This is a genomic window from Pseudomonas sp. NPDC090752 (genome assembly GCF_055584805.1).
Genome location: NZ_JBVJLI010000016.1, coordinates 91,235 through 108,204, shown reverse-complemented (window position 1 = coordinate 108,204; position 16,970 = coordinate 91,235). Strand labels below are relative to the sequence as shown.

The 16,970-nt window shown below is 61.1% G+C and carries 14 protein-coding genes and 1 tRNA gene; 10 read left to right on the top strand and 5 right to left on the bottom strand.

Annotated features, from left to right (window positions below; translation table 11 throughout):
• The first annotated feature begins 29 nt into the window (after positions 1 to 29).
• Positions 30 to 1,136, top strand: coding sequence for a multifunctional CCA addition/repair protein (locus ACZ6YA_RS20330; RefSeq protein ID WP_465898877.1), 1,107 nt, complete (start codon positions 30 to 32; stop codon positions 1,134 to 1,136).
• A gap of 94 nt (positions 1,137 to 1,230) precedes the next feature.
• On the opposite strand, the gene folK is transcribed toward ACZ6YA_RS20330, so the two are convergent.
• Entirely contained in the window at positions 1,231 to 1,740 is a 510-nt protein-coding gene (gene folK / locus ACZ6YA_RS20325) for a 2-amino-4-hydroxy-6-hydroxymethyldihydropteridine diphosphokinase (RefSeq protein ID WP_465898876.1), read from the bottom strand.
• Positions 1,731 to 2,087 (bottom strand): dihydroneopterin aldolase, encoded by a 357-nt coding sequence (gene folB / locus ACZ6YA_RS20320; protein ID WP_465898875.1) that lies wholly within the window; start codon positions 2,085 to 2,087, stop codon positions 1,731 to 1,733. Before folB ends, folK begins: the two co-directional genes overlap by 10 nt.
• Before the next feature lie 74 nt (positions 2,088 to 2,161).
• Between folB and plsY the strand changes: the two genes are divergently transcribed.
• Positions 2,162 to 2,731: a glycerol-3-phosphate 1-O-acyltransferase PlsY gene (gene plsY / locus ACZ6YA_RS20315; RefSeq protein WP_465898874.1), complete on the top strand. Its 570-nt coding sequence runs from the start codon at positions 2,162 to 2,164 to the stop codon at positions 2,729 to 2,731.
• A gap of 17 nt (positions 2,732 to 2,748) precedes the next feature.
• On the opposite strand, the gene tsaD is transcribed toward plsY, so the two are convergent.
• Entirely contained in the window at positions 2,749 to 3,774 is a 1,026-nt protein-coding gene (gene tsaD / locus ACZ6YA_RS20310; RefSeq protein ID WP_403131462.1) for a tRNA (adenosine(37)-N6)-threonylcarbamoyltransferase complex transferase subunit TsaD, read from the bottom strand.
• Positions 3,775 to 3,978: 204 nt separating this feature from the next.
• On the opposite strand from tsaD, the gene rpsU reads away from it, so the two are divergent.
• The 5 genes from rpsU to ACZ6YA_RS20285 all read left to right on the top strand — a co-directional run bounded on the left by rpsU (position 3,979) and on the right by ACZ6YA_RS20285 (position 12,354).
• Entirely contained in the window at positions 3,979 to 4,194 is a 216-nt protein-coding gene (gene rpsU / locus ACZ6YA_RS20305; RefSeq protein WP_003255575.1) for a 30S ribosomal protein S21, read from the top strand.
• Between the two features lie 301 nt (positions 4,195 to 4,495).
• On the top strand, positions 4,496 to 6,478 hold the full coding sequence (gene dnaG, locus ACZ6YA_RS20300) for a DNA primase (protein ID WP_465898873.1): 1,983 nt from the start codon (positions 4,496 to 4,498) through the stop codon (positions 6,476 to 6,478).
• A gap of 67 nt (positions 6,479 to 6,545) precedes the next feature.
• Positions 6,546 to 8,396 carry an RNA polymerase sigma factor RpoD gene (rpoD, locus tag ACZ6YA_RS20295; RefSeq protein ID WP_465898872.1) on the top strand — a complete coding sequence of 617 codons (1,851 nt, stop codon included), beginning with the start codon at positions 6,546 to 6,548 and terminating at the stop codon, positions 8,394 to 8,396.
• Between the two features lie 121 nt (positions 8,397 to 8,517).
• Positions 8,518 to 12,261, top strand: coding sequence for an EAL domain-containing protein (locus ACZ6YA_RS20290; protein WP_465898871.1), 3,744 nt, complete (start codon positions 8,518 to 8,520; stop codon positions 12,259 to 12,261).
• 16 nt (positions 12,262 to 12,277) lie between these two features.
• A tRNA-Ile gene (locus ACZ6YA_RS20285) sits at positions 12,278 to 12,354 on the top strand.
• 47 nt (positions 12,355 to 12,401) lie between these two features.
• Here the strand turns inward: ACZ6YA_RS20285 and ACZ6YA_RS20280 are convergent.
• Entirely contained in the window at positions 12,402 to 13,055 is a 654-nt protein-coding gene (locus ACZ6YA_RS20280; RefSeq protein ID WP_465898870.1) for a glycosyltransferase family 25 protein, read from the bottom strand.
• A 100-nt stretch (positions 13,056 to 13,155) separates the two neighbouring features.
• Entirely contained in the window at positions 13,156 to 13,710 is a 555-nt protein-coding gene (locus ACZ6YA_RS20275; protein ID WP_465898869.1) for a serine acetyltransferase, read from the bottom strand.
• 121 nt (positions 13,711 to 13,831) lie between these two features.
• Here ACZ6YA_RS20275 and ACZ6YA_RS20270 point away from each other — a divergent pair, with 121 nt between their 5' ends.
• The 3 genes from ACZ6YA_RS20270 to ACZ6YA_RS20260 all read left to right on the top strand — a co-directional run bounded on the left by ACZ6YA_RS20270 (position 13,832) and on the right by ACZ6YA_RS20260 (position 16,966).
• Positions 13,832 to 14,293 (top strand): Lrp/AsnC family transcriptional regulator, encoded by a 462-nt coding sequence (locus tag ACZ6YA_RS20270; RefSeq protein ID WP_465898868.1) that lies wholly within the window; start codon positions 13,832 to 13,834, stop codon positions 14,291 to 14,293.
• Positions 14,294 to 14,474: 181 nt separating this feature from the next.
• Positions 14,475 to 16,157 (top strand): flavin monoamine oxidase family protein, encoded by a 1,683-nt coding sequence (locus ACZ6YA_RS20265; protein WP_465898867.1) that lies wholly within the window; start codon positions 14,475 to 14,477, stop codon positions 16,155 to 16,157.
• A 14-nt stretch (positions 16,158 to 16,171) separates the two neighbouring features.
• Entirely contained in the window at positions 16,172 to 16,966 is a 795-nt protein-coding gene (locus tag ACZ6YA_RS20260; RefSeq protein ID WP_465898866.1) for a carbon-nitrogen hydrolase family protein, read from the top strand.
• Positions 16,967 to 16,970 lie beyond the last annotated feature (4 nt).

The following is a 16,970-nucleotide window of genomic DNA, read 5'->3' as shown; positions in this document are numbered from 1 at the left end:
TATCCTGTCGGCAGTAATGGAGGCTGCACATGCACATCTACAAAGTCGGCGGCGCCGTGCGCGATCGCCTGCTCGGGCGCCCGGTCAGTGACATCGATTGGCTGGTGGTCGGCGCTACCGTCGAACAGATGCACGCCCAGGGCTTTCGCCCTGTTGGCGCCGATTTTCCGGTTTTCCTGCATCCCAAAACGGGCGAGGAATACGCGCTCGCGCGTACCGAGCGCAAGAGCGGGCGCGGCTATGGCGGGTTCACCTTCCATGCCAGCCCAGACGTAACGCTCGAAGAAGACCTGATTCGTCGTGATCTGACCATCAATGCGATGGCGGAGGATGACCAGGGTACTGTCTACGACCCTTATCACGGCAAAGCCGACCTTGAAGCTCGCATTCTGCGCCACGTTTCTCCGGCATTCGCCGAAGATCCCTTGCGCGTATTGCGAGTTGCCCGCTTCGCCGCGCGCTACGCGCCAATGGGCTTCAAAGTCGCTGACGAAACGCTGGAATTGATGCGCCAAATCGCCAGCTCCGGTGAGCTGCAGGCACTGACCGCCGAGCGCAGCTGGAAGGAAATCGAGCGGGCGCTGATGGAAAGCGCGCCGCAAGTATTCATCCAGGTGCTGCGTGAATGTGGCGCCCTTGGTGAGCTGATGCCAGAGCTGGAGCATGGCGCGGATACACTGGCGTCGCTGCAGCAGGCAGCGGAGCACGACCAGCCGCTTTCTGTACGCTGGGCGTGTTTGCTACGGGCCTTGGAGCCTGCAGCGATCAAGGCGCTCAATCTGCGCTTCAAGGCGCCGCGCGAGTGCCAGGAGCTGGCAGTGTTGGTCGGGGAGTTCGCTGAACGCGCCGACGAGGCACTGGAGCTGTCCGCCTCAGCCTTACTGGAGATGCTGCAAAAATTCGATGTTTATCGACGACCGCAACGCTTCGAAGATTTCATCGCCGCGTGCCAGATGGGGGCACTGGGGCGTGACCAGTCAAGTTATCCACAGGCTGATCATTTGCGCGGGGCGGCTGAAGCAGCCCGGGCGGTGGATGTGAAGCCGCTCGTTGAGGCTGGGCTAACTGGCCAGGGGCTGGGTGAAGCTCTCAAAGGTGAGCGGCTGAAGGCGCTCGAGGCTTACAAGCTCGGTTGATCACACCGGCCCATTCGCGGGGCAAGCCCGCTCTCACAGAGATCCTCACCGTCCTTGTGGGAGCGGGCTTGCCCGCGAAGAGGCCGGCCCAGGTTCACGCAGGCGTCAGCTGTAACCCGCGCCACTCAAAGGCCACCGGTGCCAGCACCTGCTCGATCTGCGCTTCCTGCCACAGCTGCGCCATGCGCTTGCCCACTCCCGGATGCACCAACTCAGGGGCCAGCAAGGACAGCGGCCACAGCACAAAGGCATTTTTCAAGATCTCCGCCCTTGGCAACACCAGGCCATCGAACGTACCACACAGATGGTCATACATCAGCACGTCGATATCCAGCGGCAAGCCCTTGCGCTCAGGCGCATAGCGACCATTGTCGGCCTCGATGAACTTCAGCCGGCGGTCCAGCTCCATCAAAGGCAAGTCCGTCTTGCCAGTCACCACGAAGTTGATGAACGGGCCGCTCTTGATCCCCACCGCCTGGCTCTCAAATGCCGGAGAACAGCGCATTTCAGTGAGGATCGACGCCAATGCATCAAGCCCAGCACACAGATGTGCATGGCGCTCGGTGTTACTGCCAAGGCCCAGGTAAACCGTGCTCAGAGACATCCGCGCTCGATCTCCACGCCAACACCGCCACGGGCCGCCGGTACGGCGCCCGGCTTGATCAGCTTGAGCCGAACCCAAGGGATGTGGAACTCGTCCATCAGGGTGGCGACCAGGCGCTCGGCGAAGGTCTCCACCAACTCGAAACGCGCCTGCTCGGCAAAGGCCTGGATTCGCGCCGAAACACTGGCGTAGTCCAACGCCAAGGTCAGGTCATCCCCCGCCGCCGCCGGGCGGTTGTCCCAGGCGAAACTCAAGTCCAGGCGCAGGCACTGGCGAATATCCCGTTCCCAGTCATAGGCACCAATGACGGTCTCGACTTCCAGGCCTTCGATGAACACTCTGTCCAAGCACTTCTCTCCACAGCACGACAAGGGCGACTGGCGCCGTTAGAATCAGGGCGTCCTCGCCCGGAATAGTTAGCATGTTTTGGTTACTGGCGCTGCTCGCCTACCTGCTCGGCTCGCTGTCCTTCGCCATCGTCCTCAGCCGCCTCACGGGCAGCCCGGACCCTCGCTCCAGTGGTTCAGGCAATGCCGGCGCCACCAACATGCTACGCCTGGCAGGCCGTAAACTGGCGATCCTGACCCTGCTTGGCGACCTGTGCAAGGGGTTGTTGCCGATACTCCTTGCACGCCTGGCCGGACTCGACCTGCAAGAACAGGCCTGGGTCGGTGTATGCGCGGTGCTCGGCCACCTGTTCCCGGTGTACTTTCGCTTCAAGGGCGGCAAGGGTGTGGCGACTGCGGCAGGCATGCTCATGGGCCTGTACTTCCCCGCCGCGCTACTGGCCATCGGCGCCTGGCTGTTGACCTTCTACCTCACCCGCACCGCCTCGCTGGCTGCGCTGGTGGCGACACCGCTGACCCTGCCGCTGCTGGCCTGGCGCGAGCCCGAGGCGCTGCTGCCGATCAGCGTACTGACCCTGATGATCGTCTGGCGGCACCGCAATAATCTGCGCGACCTGTTCGCCGGACGCGAACGCCACTTCTGACGTTCGCCTAGACCTTTTTACAACGGTGGCAACTGCTCCATCGGCCAGCGCGCCTGCACGCTGATCGCCAGGTCCTGCTGCTGTCCGGCCAACAGCCGCTGGCAGCCGGCATAGGCAATCATCGCACCATTGTCGGTACAAAATTGCGGACGCGCGTAGTAAACGTTGCCCTTGATACTGGCGAGCATGTCTTCCAGGGACGCCCGCAGTGCCTTGTTGGCGCTCACGCCACCGGCAATCACCAGGCGCTTGAGACCGGTCTGCTTCAGGGCGCGCTTGCACTTGATGGTGAGCGTCTCCACCACCGCCTGCTGAAACGCCAGAGACACATCGCAACGGGTTTGCTCGTTGTCGTCACCCGCATCGCGGCACTGCTGCCAGGTGTTCAGGGCGAAAGTCTTGAGGCCGCTGAAGCTGAACGCCAGGCCTGGGCGGTCGGTCATCGGCCGCGGGAACTTGAAGCGCCCCGGCACACCTTGCTCGGCCAGGCGGGCGATTTCCGGGCCGCCTGGATAATTGAGGCCTATCAGCTTGGCGGTCTTGTCGAACGCCTCGCCTGCCGCGTCATCAAGGCTCTCGCCCAGCAGTTCGTATTGGCCGATGCCATCGACCCGAACAAGCTGGGTATGGCCGCCAGACACCAACAAAGCGACGAACGGGAATTGCGGCGGGTTTTCCTCCAGCATGGGCGCCAGCAGGTGACCCTCCATATGGTGTACACCAATGGCTGGAATATCCCAGGCAAACGCCAACGCCTGGGCGCACGAAGCGCCGACCAGCAACGCACCGACCAGGCCAGGGCCTGCGGTGTAGGCGATGGCATCGATCTCGGTGGCGACGCAGCCTGCCTCGTCCAGCACCTGGCGGATGAGTGGCAGCATGCGCTTGACGTGGTCGCGCGAGGCAAGCTCGGGCACGACCCCGCCAAACACACGGTGCAGGTCGATCTGGCTGAACAGCGCGTCGGCTAACAAACCGCGTTCACTGTCGTATAATGCGACGCCGGTTTCGTCGCAGGATGTTTCCAATCCCAGTACTAGCATGGGCTCGTCCCTTGTGGGGGCTGAATTCGAAGCCGCGCATGATAGTCCCCGTGCCGGGTGCCGACCAGCGGTTTTCGATCAGAGGCTTTGCATTCCGGCGTGCTAAGGGTTAACATCCGCAACCCTTGAAAACCGACGTACTCCAGCACACCTTTGTTTTGCCAGGAGCACGTCTACCCCGGTAATGAATTAAGGTAGCCCTGGATGCCAGCCGTCAAAGTTAAAGAGAACGAACCCTTCGACGTAGCTCTGCGTCGTTTCAAGCGCTCCTGCGAAAAAGCCGGTGTACTGGCTGAAGTTCGTAGCCGCGAGTTTTACGAGAAGCCGACCGCCGAGCGTAAGCGTAAAGCAGCTGCTGCTGTTAAGCGTCACGCCAAGAAAGTTCAGCGCGAACAGCGCCGCGCCGTTCGCCTGTACTGATTCAGTACAAGCGTTCTACGCAAAGCTTCTGCCCTGCCCGGCTCACCGCCGGGCCGATGGCAGCGGTTTGTTTCAACCTTGAGCAGCTAGCCCAAGGCGTCCATCGCATCACGCAATGGACAAAACGCATCACAACGTCAGAACTGGTTTCGACCAGTGCGTGCACGTCCTCACTGACGAGCCACCAGTTGTTCTGGTAGCTGCAGACGAGCACACACTCCCTCGCACTTCCCCTAGCAGCACTCGCCCCAAACGGCGCGCTAGCGATTAGACTTGCCAGTTGCCAGATGACGAGACTGCCATGGCCGGGCTGATTCCCCAAAGCTTCATTGACGACCTGATCAACCGCCTCGACATCGTCGACGTGGTGAGTTCGCGCGTCCAGCTGAAAAAGGCCGGCAAAAATTATTCCGCCTGCTGCCCGTTTCACAAGGAGAAAACCCCCTCCTTCACGGTCAGCCCGGACAAACAGTTCTATTACTGCTTCGGCTGCGGCGCCGGCGGCAACGCCCTCGGCTTCGTCATGGACCACGACAACCTGGACTTCCCCCAGGCCGTCGAAGAGCTGGCCCGCGCCGCCGGCATGGAAGTCCCCCGCGAAGAGGGCCGCCGCGGGCAAAAACCCCGCCAGCCGACCGACTCACCGCTGTATCCGCTGCTCGACGCCGCCTCGGAGTTCTACCGCCAGGCCTTGCGCAACCACCCGACCCGCAAGGCAGCGGTGGATTACCTCAAAGGCCGCGGTCTTTCTGGCGAAATCGCCCGCGACTTCGGCCTGGGCTTCGCCCCGCCAGGCTGGGACAACCTGCTCAAGCACCTGGGTGCCGATACCCTGCAACAAAAGGTGATGATCGACGCCGGCCTGCTGATCGAGAACGCCGAAAGCGGCAAGCGCTACGACCGTTTCCGCGACCGGGTGATGTTCCCGATCCGCGACAGCCGTGGCCGCATCATCGCCTTCGGCGGCCGTGTACTGGGTGACGACAAGCCCAAGTACCTCAACTCCCCGGAAACTCCGGTGTTTCACAAAGGCCAGGAACTCTACGGGCTTTACGAGGCACGCAAGCACAACCGCAACCTCGACGAGATCATCGTCGTCGAGGGCTATATGGACGTCATCGCCCTGGCCCAGCAGGGCCTGCGCAACGCCGTGGCCACCCTAGGCACCGCCACCAGCGAAGAACACCTCAAGCGCCTGTTCCGCGTGGTGCCCAGCGTGTTGTTCTGCTTCGACGGCGACCAGGCCGGTCGAAAAGCCGCGTGGCGCGCCCTGGAGTCGACCCTGTCGGCCCTGCAGGACGGACGACGCGCGCGCTTCCTGTTCCTGCCCGAAGGCGAAGACCCGGACAGCCTGGTGCGCGCCGAAGGCACCGACGCCTTCATGGCCCGCATCAATCAGCACGCGCAACCATTGGCCGACTATTTCTTCGAGCAATTGAGCAACGAGGCCGACCCACGCTCGCTGGAAGGCAAGGCGCACATGGCGACCCTGGCAGCACCGTTGATCGAAAAGATTCCCGGCGCCAACCTGCGCCAGTTGATGCGCAACCGCCTGAAAGAAATCACCGGGCTGGATCCACAGCAGGTCGAGCAGCTAGCCCAGCAGGCCCCTGCAACCAGCAGCGTGCCGGACTACGACCCCGGCTACGACTATGACGCCATGGCCAGCTACACCCCGGACTACGGCGACATGCCGCAGCACGACTATGCGCCTGCGCAACAGGAACAACAGTGGAAGCCAAACAAGGGTGGCGGCAAGAAGCCGTGGCGTGACAAGCCATGGGACAAAAACCGCAAAGGCGGCAAGCCCTGGCAGCAACGCGATGAGCCACCACCTCGCACACCGGCACCGGTGGAGCCCCCGACTCTCGCGGCCTTGCGCACCCTGCTGCACCACCCGCTGCTGGCAGGCAAGGTCGAGGACGCCAGCCATTTCGCCGACGAAGAACACCTTTACAGCCAGCTGCTGGTTGCACTGATCGAAGCCGCTCAGAAAAATCCTGGGCTAAGCTCAATGCAGCTGATCGCGCGCTGGCATGGTACCGAACAGGGCCGCCTGCTGCGGGCGCTGGCGGAAAAGGAATGGCTGATCGTGGCCGACAGCCTTGAACAACAGTTTTTCGACACCATTACTAGCTTGTCCGCCCGCCAACGCGAGCGCAGCCTGGAACAACTGCTCAGGAAATCACGTCAAAGCGAATTGACCAGCGAGGAAAAATCACAGCTTCTCGCCCTCCTCAGCCGTAATGTTCCCGCACAAACGCCGACCTCATCTGGCGCGTGAGGCCCATGCTCGGGTATAATCCTCGGCTTGTTTTTTGCCCGCCAAGACCTTCAGTGGATAGGGTGTTATGTCCGGAAAAGCGCAACAGCAGTCTCGTATCAAAGAGTTGATCACCCGCGGTCGTGAGCAGGGCTACCTGACTTACGCGGAGGTCAACGACCACCTGCCCGAGGATATTTCAGATCCGGAGCAGGTGGAAGACATCATCCGCATGATCAACGACATGGGGATCAACGTATTCGAGAGTGCTCCGGATGCGGATGCCCTTCTGTTGGCGGAAGCCGACACCGACGAAGCCGCGGCCGAAGAAGCCGCAGCAGCGTTGGCGGCCGTTGAAACCGATATCGGCCGCACGACCGACCCGGTGCGCATGTACATGCGGGAAATGGGTACCGTCGAGTTGCTGACCCGCGAAGGCGAAATCGAAATCGCCAAGCGTATCGAGGAAGGCATCCGTGAAGTCATGGGCGCCATCGCCCACTTCCCGGGCACAGTCGACTACATCCTCGGCGAATACAACCGTGTCACCACCGAAGGTGGCCGTCTGTCCGACGTTCTCAGCGGTTATATCGACCCTGACGACAATATCGCCGCGCCGACCGAAGAAGTGCCGATTCCTGGTGCCAAGGCCGCTGCCGCGAAAGAAGAGTCTGACGACGAAGAGGAAAGCGACGACAGCGGTGACGATGAGGAAGAGACCGAGAGCGGTCCCGACCCCGTCGTCGCAGCCCAACGTTTCGGCGCGGTATCCGACCAGCTCGTCAACACCCTCAAGGTGCTGAAAAAGCATGGCCGCGACCATGCCGAGAGCATCGGTGCGATGCAGGCTCTGGCTGATTTGTTCATGCCGATCAAGCTGGTACCGAAGCAGTTCGACGTACTGGTCGAGCGTGTGCGTGATGCCCTGAGCCGCTTGCGTCAGCAAGAGCGGGCGATCATGCAGCTGTGCGTACGTGATGCGCGCATGCCGCGGGCCGACTTCCTGCGCCTGTTCCCGAGTAACGAGACCGACCAGACCTGGAGCGGTGACCTCGCCAAGCGCAACACCAAGTGGGCTGCCGCCCTGGGTGAAAAGGACGCCGCTATTGTTGCCTGCCAGCAAAAGCTGATCGACCTTGAGACCGAGACTGGCCTGACCGTCGCCGAGATCAAGGACATCAACCGTCGCATGTCCATCGGTGAGGCCAAGGCCCGCCGCGCCAAGAAAGAAATGGTCGAGGCGAACCTGCGTCTGGTGATCTCCATTGCCAAGAAGTACACCAACCGTGGCCTGCAGTTCCTCGACCTGATCCAGGAAGGCAACATCGGTTTGATGAAGGCGGTGGACAAGTTCGAATACCGTCGCGGCTACAAGTTCTCGACCTATGCTACCTGGTGGATCCGTCAGGCCATTACCCGCTCGATCGCCGACCAGGCGCGCACCATCCGTATTCCGGTGCACATGATCGAGACGATCAACAAGCTCAACCGTATTTCCCGGCAGATGCTGCAGGAAATGGGTCGCGAACCGACCCCGGAAGAGCTCGGTGAGCGCATGGAGATGCCGGAGGACAAGATCCGCAAGGTGCTGAAAATCGCCAAAGAGCCGATCTCCATGGAGACGCCGATCGGTGATGACGAAGATTCGCACCTGGGTGACTTCATCGAGGACTCGACCATGCAGTCCCCGATCGACGTGGCCACGGTCGAAAGCCTCAAGGAAGCGACCCGTGACGTGCTCTCGGGCCTGACCGCACGTGAAGCCAAGGTGCTGCGCATGCGTTTCGGTATCGACATGAACACCGACCACACCCTCGAAGAGGTGGGCAAGCAGTTCGACGTGACCCGTGAACGGATCCGTCAGATTGAAGCGAAAGCGTTGCGCAAACTGCGCCACCCAACCCGCAGCGAGCATCTACGCTCCTTCCTCGACGAGTGATGACGAACCCCGGCCCAGGCCGGGGTTTTTCTTATGTGACAAATGGTCGTGGCAACTAGCTACCCAGTGGTATGAATGCCCGTCTACACTCGACTTCAGACTATCTGAATGCGAGGCTGCCATGCCGCCAATGCCGGCCATTCTGTTGCTGCTCCTGATCCTGTGGAACACAACGGCCGGCGCCCTGACCCTGACTGACGAAGAGAAATCCTGGCTGACTGCCCACCCGCAGTTGAAGCTGGGCGTCGACGCTTCTTGGCCACCGTTCGAGTTTCGAGACCAAGAAGGCCGGTACCAGGGATTGGCCGCCGATTACATCGCCTTGCTTCAGGAGCGCCTGGGTATAACGCTCAAACCCATCGAGCCCAGCAGCTGGACCGAGGTGTTGCAGCAGGCGCGTGAGAGCCGCATCGACCTGTTGCCTGGCGTCATGTCGACCCCGGAACGCCAGGGTTACCTGGCCTTCACCCGCCCTTACCTGGATTTCCCCATCGTCATCCTCGCTCACGAAGGTGGCCCGCAACCGCGCACCCTCAACGATCTGTACGGCCTGAAAATCGCCGTGGTAGAGAATTATGCCCCCCACGAGCTGTTGCGAACCCATCACCCCGACCTCAACCTGGTGGCCTTGCCCAATGTCAGCTCGGCGCTGCAGGCCTTGGCCACCGACGAAGTGGATGCCGTGGTCGGAGACCTCGCTTCAAGCATCTGGAGCCTGCGCCAGCTCAAGCTCGACGGTTTGTATGTCAGCGGCGAAACGCCCTATCGCTACCAACTGGCAATGGCCGCCCCGCGCGATAAAAAAATCCTTATCGGCATCCTCGACAAGGTCATGGCCGACATGTCCAGCGAGGAGATCAGCCAGATCCAGCAGCGTTGGGTGGGCAACGTAGTGGACCAGCGCACTTTCTGGCACGACATGCTCATCTATGGCCTGCCCGCCGTCCTGCTGCTGGTCGCCATCCTCGCTGCGGTGATCCGCATCAATCGCCGCCTCAGTTCTGAGATCTCTCGGCGCATCGCCCTGGAGCAGGAGTTGCGCAGCAGTGAGTATCACTACCGCGGCCTGATCGAAAGCCTCTCGGCGATCGCCTGGGAGGCCGACGCCAACGATTTCACCTACAGCTACGTTTCGCCACATGCCGAAGATCTGCTGGGTTACCCCCTTCATGACTGGCTCAAACCTGGCTTCTGGCGCAGCATCCTGCACCCGGAAGACGCGCTGTGGGCCCAGGCCTACTGCGAGAGCGAAACCGCAGCAGGCCGCGACCACAGCCTCGATTACCGGGTGATGCACGCCGATGGCCAGCCACTCTGGGTACGCAACATCGTCAGCATGATCGAGCATGGCCACCGGCCGGTAATGCGCGGGCTGATGATCGATATCAGCGAAACCAAACGGACCGAGGATGCACTGCGCCTGTCGGAGCAGAAATTCGCTTCGGTGTTCCAGCAGTGCCCCGACATCCTGCTGATTGCCCGTCACAGCGACGGCTGCCTGCTGGAAGTCAATGAAGCGTTCGAAGAGCAGATCGGCCTGACACCTGGCCAGGTGATCGGCCGCACTGCCACGGAGCTGAACCTATGGGGCGTACAGGGCACCGGACCGGTCTTGCTTGAACGCCTGCATCAGGGCGGTATCCGCAACCTGGAAATGAACTACCGCCGTAGCAATGGGCAGATGTTCACCGGCCTGACCTCCGCCGAAACCTTTGAACTGGATGGCACCCTGGCCTTCGTGGTTGCCGTACGGGACATCAGTCAGTTGAAAGAAACCCAACAGCAGCTGCAAACCTCCGAGGAGAAATTCGCCAAAGCCTTCCACGCCTCGCCCGATGGCCTGCTGCTGTCGCGCCAGAGCGACGGCCTGCTGCTTGAAGTTAACGAGGGCTTCTGCCGCCTGACTGGCTACGACCTCAACCCAACCATCGACCAGACCTCGTTCGACCTGGGTATCTGGGTTGACCTCAACGAACGCAAACGCCTGATCGACCAGCTTGCCCGTGAAGGCTTCGTGCGCGATTTCAGTTGCCATATCCGCCGCAGTGATGGGCAGATCCGCCTGTGTGAGCTGTCTGCACGGCCGCTGCCGATCGGCGGCGTCGACTGCATGCTGACCATCGCCCGCGACATCACCGAACGCCACCTGATGCAGGAAAAACTGCAACTGGCAGCCACCGTGTTCGAAAATACCGCCGAAGGTGTACTGATCACCGATATTGACCAGCGTATCAGCGCGGTCAACCGCGCGTTCAGCGAGATCACTGGCTACAGCGAAATCGAAGCCCTCGGCCAAACCCCACGCCTGCTCGCCTCTGGCCAGCACGACAGCGCCTTCTATGCGGCCATGTGGCACCAGCTTACCGACGAGGGCCACTGGCAGGGCGAGATCTACAACAAGCGCAAAAACGGCGACCTCTACCCTGGCTGGCTGACCATCAGCGCCGTGCGTAACAGCGACCGCGAAATCACGCATTTCGTCGCCGTATTCGCCGACATCTCCAGCCTCAAGCACGCCCAGGCCAAGCTCGACTACCAGGCCCACCACGACCCGCTCACCGGCCTGCCCAACCGCGCGCTGTTCGAGAACCGCCTGCAAGCCGTACTTACTTGTGCGCAAGTGAGCAATCGCCAGGGCGCGGTGCTGTTCCTCGACCTGGACCGCTTCAAGCACATCAACGACAGCCTTGGCCACCCGGTCGGCGACCTGCTGCTCAAGGGCATCGCCCAGCGCCTCAAGGAACAGGTGCGCGATGTCGACACCGTAGCGCGCCTGGGCGGCGACGAGTTCATCATCCTCCTGCCCGGCCTGCACAAACCCAGCGACGCCAGCGCCATTGCCAACAAACTGCTGGCCTGCTTCAGCGCCCCCTTCCAGGCCGGCGAGCACGAGTTCTTCACCAGCGCCAGTATCGGCATCAGCCTCTACCCGCAGGACGGCATCGACGTCGCCACGCTGATCCGCAACGCCGACGCCGCCATGTATCGCTCCAAAGCCAAGGGCCGCAACCGCGTCGAAGCCTACACCCGCGACCTGACGACCCAGGCCAGCGAACGTATCGCGCTGGAGCACGAGTTGCGCCGGGCCGTGGAACGCAACGAAATGAGCTTGTGCTACCAGCCCAAGTTCAGCCTCAAAACCCAGACCCTGGTAGGCGCCGAAGCACTGATCCGCTGGAATCACCCAACGTTCGGCGAAGTCCCGCCAGAGCATTTCATCCACCTCGCCGAGGAGAACGGCACCATTCTTCAGCTCGGCGATTGGGTGCTGGAACAGGCTTGCCGGCAAATGCATCAGTGGAAGCGGAGTTACCAGGCCTTCGGCCCGCTGTCGATCAACCTCGCGGGTGCGCAATTGCGTCACCATGGCCTGGCCAAGCGTATTGAGCAGCTGCTCAAGACGTATCAGCTAAAGGCGGGCGACCTGCAACTGGAGATCACCGAAAACTTCATCATGAGCCAGGCCGAGGAGGCCTTGGCGGTGTTGCACCAGCTCAAGCAACTTGGGGTGCAGCTGGCCATAGACGACTTTGGCACCGGCTATTCGTCACTGAGCTATCTCAAGCGCCTGCCGCTGGACATCCTCAAGATCGATAAATCATTCATCCGCGGCCTGCCGGAAGACCCACATGATGCGGCTATCGCTCGAGCCATCATCGCGCTGGGCCGCAGCATGCAGCTGACGATCATTGCCGAAGGGGTGGAAAACCAGGCGCAACAACGCTTCCTGGCCGTGGAAGGGTGTGAACAGATCCAGGGCTATATCGTCAGCCTGCCGCTGCCCCCGGACGAATTCGCTGCTACCTTTCTTCGTATAGCACTAACCGATCTTTCGGATGGCACGGTTTCAAAACCCTCGTTATAATCCGGGCACTTACTGAGGGCCTATAGCTCAGTTGGTTAGAGCAGAGGACTCATAATCCTTTGGTCCACGGTTCGAGTCCGTGTGGGCCCACCAGATATGACAAAGCCGCGCATCTGCGCGGCTTTGTCATTTTCAGGGTTTCAGAAATTCAAGCGCAGCGCGGTCCGCCACAGATTCTTCAGCGGCGATCGCCAGTGTTTACGCCAATTCCTTTCCCACCATGCATCTTCATTGCACACAACCGTTTCCAGGTCACTCCCGGCCACTCCCGCTGCATGCTGACGGAACATCATCGGAAACACGCAGTGCTGCTTGATCCGGCGTTTGAACATGACATCGACCGGCTCACCCGCGTAGGGCGTATTGGCCAGTATCCGGCATCCCTCGCGCGACAGCACATACGCATGCAAGGCAACCACCCGGCCTCGGGCAATGAACGGAAACCAAATGAGCCAAGTACGGCCCATCGAGTAACCCAGGTGCAGTGCCTCGAAGCGATGTGAACGCATGAAGCGGTTTACCCAACGGACCCGAGAAGTTTTCAGCTCATAAGGTTTGACGTCATCCTCAAACACCAGGATCCGCTCCAGCCCTTCATCCAAAGCACGCTGTGCAAGCTGCTGATGGGACTGGTAGCAGCCCCGCTTCGGATCGCTGTCTTTCTGCACCACGTGAAACGTCACAGGGTTTGCGAGCTGATTTGCAATGCTTTGCTCAAACAAAGCGCGCCGGTCAGCGCGTGTATCCAGCGAAATGCAATAGACGGCATTTACGTCGAAATGAACCCTGCTCACCCATCAATCCTTTAAATCGAGCCTGTCTTACGCAATAGCGAACCCTCACGGATGATAACGGGCAGCCATTAGCATCACAAAGCCATCAAGTAACTTAGTGTTAATGCTTTCTAGCAGCCATCCTCGTTTCTCGTGGGTTGTAAAACGTGCAACCGGCCGGGATATCACGTGTAACCAGCGACATGGCACCAATTACCACGTTGTCACCGATGTCTATCTGATCGGCAATGATGCAGCTATTGGCACCGAGACTGACGTTATCCCCGATGTGCAGCGCGTAGTGCTCCAGACCCAATGTCTTGATACCGATGGAGCAATTCTGGCGGATGAAGAAATTACGTCCGATGCTCACGTGGCGGGTGATTACCACGCCAGGCAGATGGGCGATACGCAGGCCCGGCGCGATCTGCGCACCGATGTCGATATCCACCGCGTACTTCAGGTTCAGCCGCTGCTGCATGCCACGGGCGTGGCGCCTGCACAGGCCGCCGCGGGCATCGAGGTATTGCGCCAGGCGGTAGGCAAAGAGGAAGCGCAGCTTGTTGTCCTTGCGTACGCGGCGCAGGACGTTGAAGAGCAGGCTGATCCGGCGCCCGGGCTTTGTCTTGTTGGAAACTTCCTGTCGCCAGCATTCCATCAAGAGGTCGAAATTCAAAACGGGGGTCCATTAAGGTTGCCAGACCATGATGCCGCAATATCGGCAGCGACGCAGCCCCTGCCCTTGATCTGCCTGCCACGGGCTGGCTAGGCTAGCGAGCCTACTTCAGAGACTCACCATGTCAGACTCGCGCACCATCACCCTCGACGAAGTCGATCGCCAGTTGATCGCCCTGCTGCAGATCAACGCCCGCGAAAGCGTCGCCACCCTCGCCCGTCAACTGGGCATCGCTCGCACCACGGTCAACTCGCGGCTGGCACGGCTGGAGAAAGGCAAGGTCATCACCGGCTATGGCGTGCGCCTGGGCCAGCGTCTGATGGGTGGCGGGCTGCAGGCTTATGTCGGGATCAAGGTGCAGCCACGCTCAGGCAAAGAGGTGGTGCGCCGCCTCAGTGCCATGGGCCAGGTGCAGCAATTGTGCACAGTGAGCGGCGAGTTCGACTATGTGGCCTGGCTGCGTAGCGATTCGCCGGAACAACTTGACCAGTTGCTCGACCAGATTGGCAGTGTCGAGGGGGTTGAGAAGACCACGACTTCGATCATTCTGAGCAGCAAGGTGGATCGTGGGCAGCCAGTCTGAAATCAATGCACTCGGGTTGTATCGTCTAAATTAATCAAAGCAACGTCACTTTGAGCGATTACTTATCAATTCGACGCTAATTTGCGCCTTATTTACGACCTCCCCGCTTCATAAAATGACCACCTGGCATCTCCTATACTCAGGCTCCGCCCACGCGCAGCCGCTCTGGCAAGGTCACTTCATGAACAAGAACAACCGCCACCCCGCCGACGGCAAAAAACCAATCACCATCTTCGGCCCGGATTTCCCGTTCGGCTTCGACGACTGGCTGGAACACCCGGCTGGCCTGGGCAGCATCCCGTCAGCAAGGCACGGTGAGGAAGTGGCAATCGTCGGCGCCGGCATCGCAGGCCTGGTGGCCGCCTACGAGTTGATGAAGCTTGGCCTCAAGCCTGTGGTGTACGAAGCCTCGAAGCTGGGTGGACGGCTGCGTTCGCAGGCCTTCAACGGTACCGACGGGATCATCGCCGAGCTCGGCGGCATGCGCTTTCCGGTGTCTTCCACCGCCTTCTATCACTATGTCGACAAGCTGGGCCTGGAGACCAAGCCGTTTCCCAACCCGTTGACGCCAGCATCGCGCAGCACGGTCATCGACCTGGAAGGCCAGACCTACTACGCCGAGAAGGCCAGCGACCTGCCCACACTGTTCCATGAAGTGGCCGACGCCTGGGCCGACGCGCTGGAAAGCGGCGCGCAATTCGCCGATATCCAGCAAGCGATTCGCGACCGCGATGTTCCGCGCCTAAAAGCATTGTGGAACACGCTGGTGCCGCTGTGGGACGACCGCACCTTCTATGACTTTGTCGCCACTTCGCGCGCGTTCGCCAAACTGAGTTTCCAGCACCGCGAGGTGTTTGGTCAGGTCGGTTTCGGCACTGGGGGTTGGGATTCGGATTTCCCCAACTCGATGCTGGAAATCTTCCGCGTAGTGATGACCAACTGCGACGACCACCAGCACCTGATCGTCGGCGGCGTGGAACAGGTGCCGCAGGGCATCTGGCGCCACGTGCCGGAACGCTGCGCACACTGGCCCGAGGGCACCAGCCTGAGTTCGCTGCACGGGGGCGCGCCACGCACTGGGGTCAAGCGCATTGCCCGCGCCGCCGATGGGCGCCTGGCAGTGACCGACAATTGGGGTGACACGCGCCATTACGGCGCCGTGCTCGCCACGTGTCAGAGTTGGCTGCTGACCACGCAGATCGACTGCGAAGAGTCGCTGTTCTCGCAGAAGATGTGGATGGCGCTGGACCGTACCCGCTACATGCAGTCGTCGAAAACCTTCGTCATGGTCGACCGGCCCTTCTGGAAGGACAAAGACCCACAAACCGGCCGTGACCTGATGAGCATGACCCTTACCGATCGCCTGACCCGTGGCACCTACCTGTTCGACAACGGTGACGACAAGCCGGGGGTGATCTGCCTGTCCTACGCGTGGATGAGCGACGCCCTGAAGATGCTGCCGCACCCAGTGGAAAAACGCGTGCAGCTGGCCCTGGATGCCTTGAAGAAGATCTACCCGAAGACCGACATCGCCGGGCACATCATCGGCGACCCGATCACCATTTCCTGGGAGGCCGACCCGCACTTCCTCGGCGCCTTCAAGGGCGCGCTGCCGGGCCACTACCGCTATAACCAGCGCATGTACGCGCATTTCATGCAGCAGGACATGCCGGCCGAACAACGCGGCATGTTCATTGCCGGCGACGATGTGTCATGGACGCCGGCCTGGGTCGAAGGCGCGGTGCAGACCTCGCTCAATGCCGTGTGGGGTATCATGAATCACTTCGGTGGCCACACCCACCCCGACAACCCCGGCCCAGGCGACGTGTTCGATGAACTCGGGCCCATCGCCCTGGCCGACTGACCTAAGGAGGCAGCATGCGCATCGCTCTGTTCCAGGGCGCACCCCACCCGCTGGACGTGCCCGGCAACCTGCAACGGCTGCGCCACCAGGCGCAACGGGCGGCCGAGCGTGGTGCGCAGTTACTGGTGTGCCCAGAGATGTTCCTGAGCGGCTATAACATCGGCCTGGAGCAGGTCGAACGGTTGGCCGAGGCTGACGATGGTCCATCGGCGATGGAGGTGGTGGAGATCGCCCAGGCGCACCGTATTGCCATCGTCTATGGCTACCCCGAGCGTGCCGAAGATGGGGCGATCTACAACAGCGTGCAGTTGATCGATGCCCAAGGCCGCAGCCTGTGCAACTACCGTAAGACGCACCTGTTCGGTGAGCTGGATCGCGCGATGTTCAGCGCGGGGGCCGATCACTTCCCGGTGGTCGAACTGGAAGGCTGGAAGGTCGGCTTGCTGATCTGCTACGACATCGAGTTCCCGGAGAATGCCCGGCGCCTGGCACTAAGCGGGGCCGAGCTGATCCTGGTGCCGACGGCAAACATGACCCCCTACGATTTCGTCTGCCAAGTGACGGTGCGCTCGCGGGCGCAGGAAAACCAGTGCTACCTGGTCTACGCCAACTATTGTGGAGCCGAGGGCGAAATCCAGTATTGCGGGCAGAGCAGCATCATCGGGCCGGATGGCAGCCTGTTGGCCATGGCCGGACGCGATGAGTGCCAGTTGCTGGCGGACCTTGAGCATGAACGCGTGTTGAACGGTCGCGAAGCGTTTCCGTATCTGGCTGACCTGCGCCAGGAACTGCACCTGCGCAGGGGCTGAGTGA

Coding starts and splice junctions, on each gene's coding strand:
- ACZ6YA_RS20330 (WP_465898877.1), top strand. CDS start 30: ATGCACATCTACAAAGTCGGCGGCGCCGTGCGCGATCGCCTGCTCGGG.
- folK (WP_465898876.1), bottom strand. CDS start 1,740: ATGTCTCTGAGCACGGTTTACCTGGGCCTTGGCAGTAACACCGAGCGC.
- plsY (WP_465898874.1), top strand. CDS start 2,162: ATGTTTTGGTTACTGGCGCTGCTCGCCTACCTGCTCGGCTCGCTGTCC.
- tsaD (WP_403131462.1), bottom strand. CDS start 3,774: ATGCTAGTACTGGGATTGGAAACATCCTGCGACGAAACCGGCGTCGCA.
- rpsU (WP_003255575.1), top strand. CDS start 3,979: ATGCCAGCCGTCAAAGTTAAAGAGAACGAACCCTTCGACGTAGCTCTG.
- dnaG (WP_465898873.1), top strand. CDS start 4,496: ATGGCCGGGCTGATTCCCCAAAGCTTCATTGACGACCTGATCAACCGC.
- rpoD (WP_465898872.1), top strand. CDS start 6,546: ATGTCCGGAAAAGCGCAACAGCAGTCTCGTATCAAAGAGTTGATCACC.
- ACZ6YA_RS20290 (WP_465898871.1), top strand. CDS start 8,518: ATGCCGCCAATGCCGGCCATTCTGTTGCTGCTCCTGATCCTGTGGAAC.
- ACZ6YA_RS20270 (WP_465898868.1), top strand. CDS start 13,832: ATGTCAGACTCGCGCACCATCACCCTCGACGAAGTCGATCGCCAGTTG.
- ACZ6YA_RS20265 (WP_465898867.1), top strand. CDS start 14,475: ATGAACAAGAACAACCGCCACCCCGCCGACGGCAAAAAACCAATCACC.
- ACZ6YA_RS20260 (WP_465898866.1), top strand. CDS start 16,172: ATGCGCATCGCTCTGTTCCAGGGCGCACCCCACCCGCTGGACGTGCCC.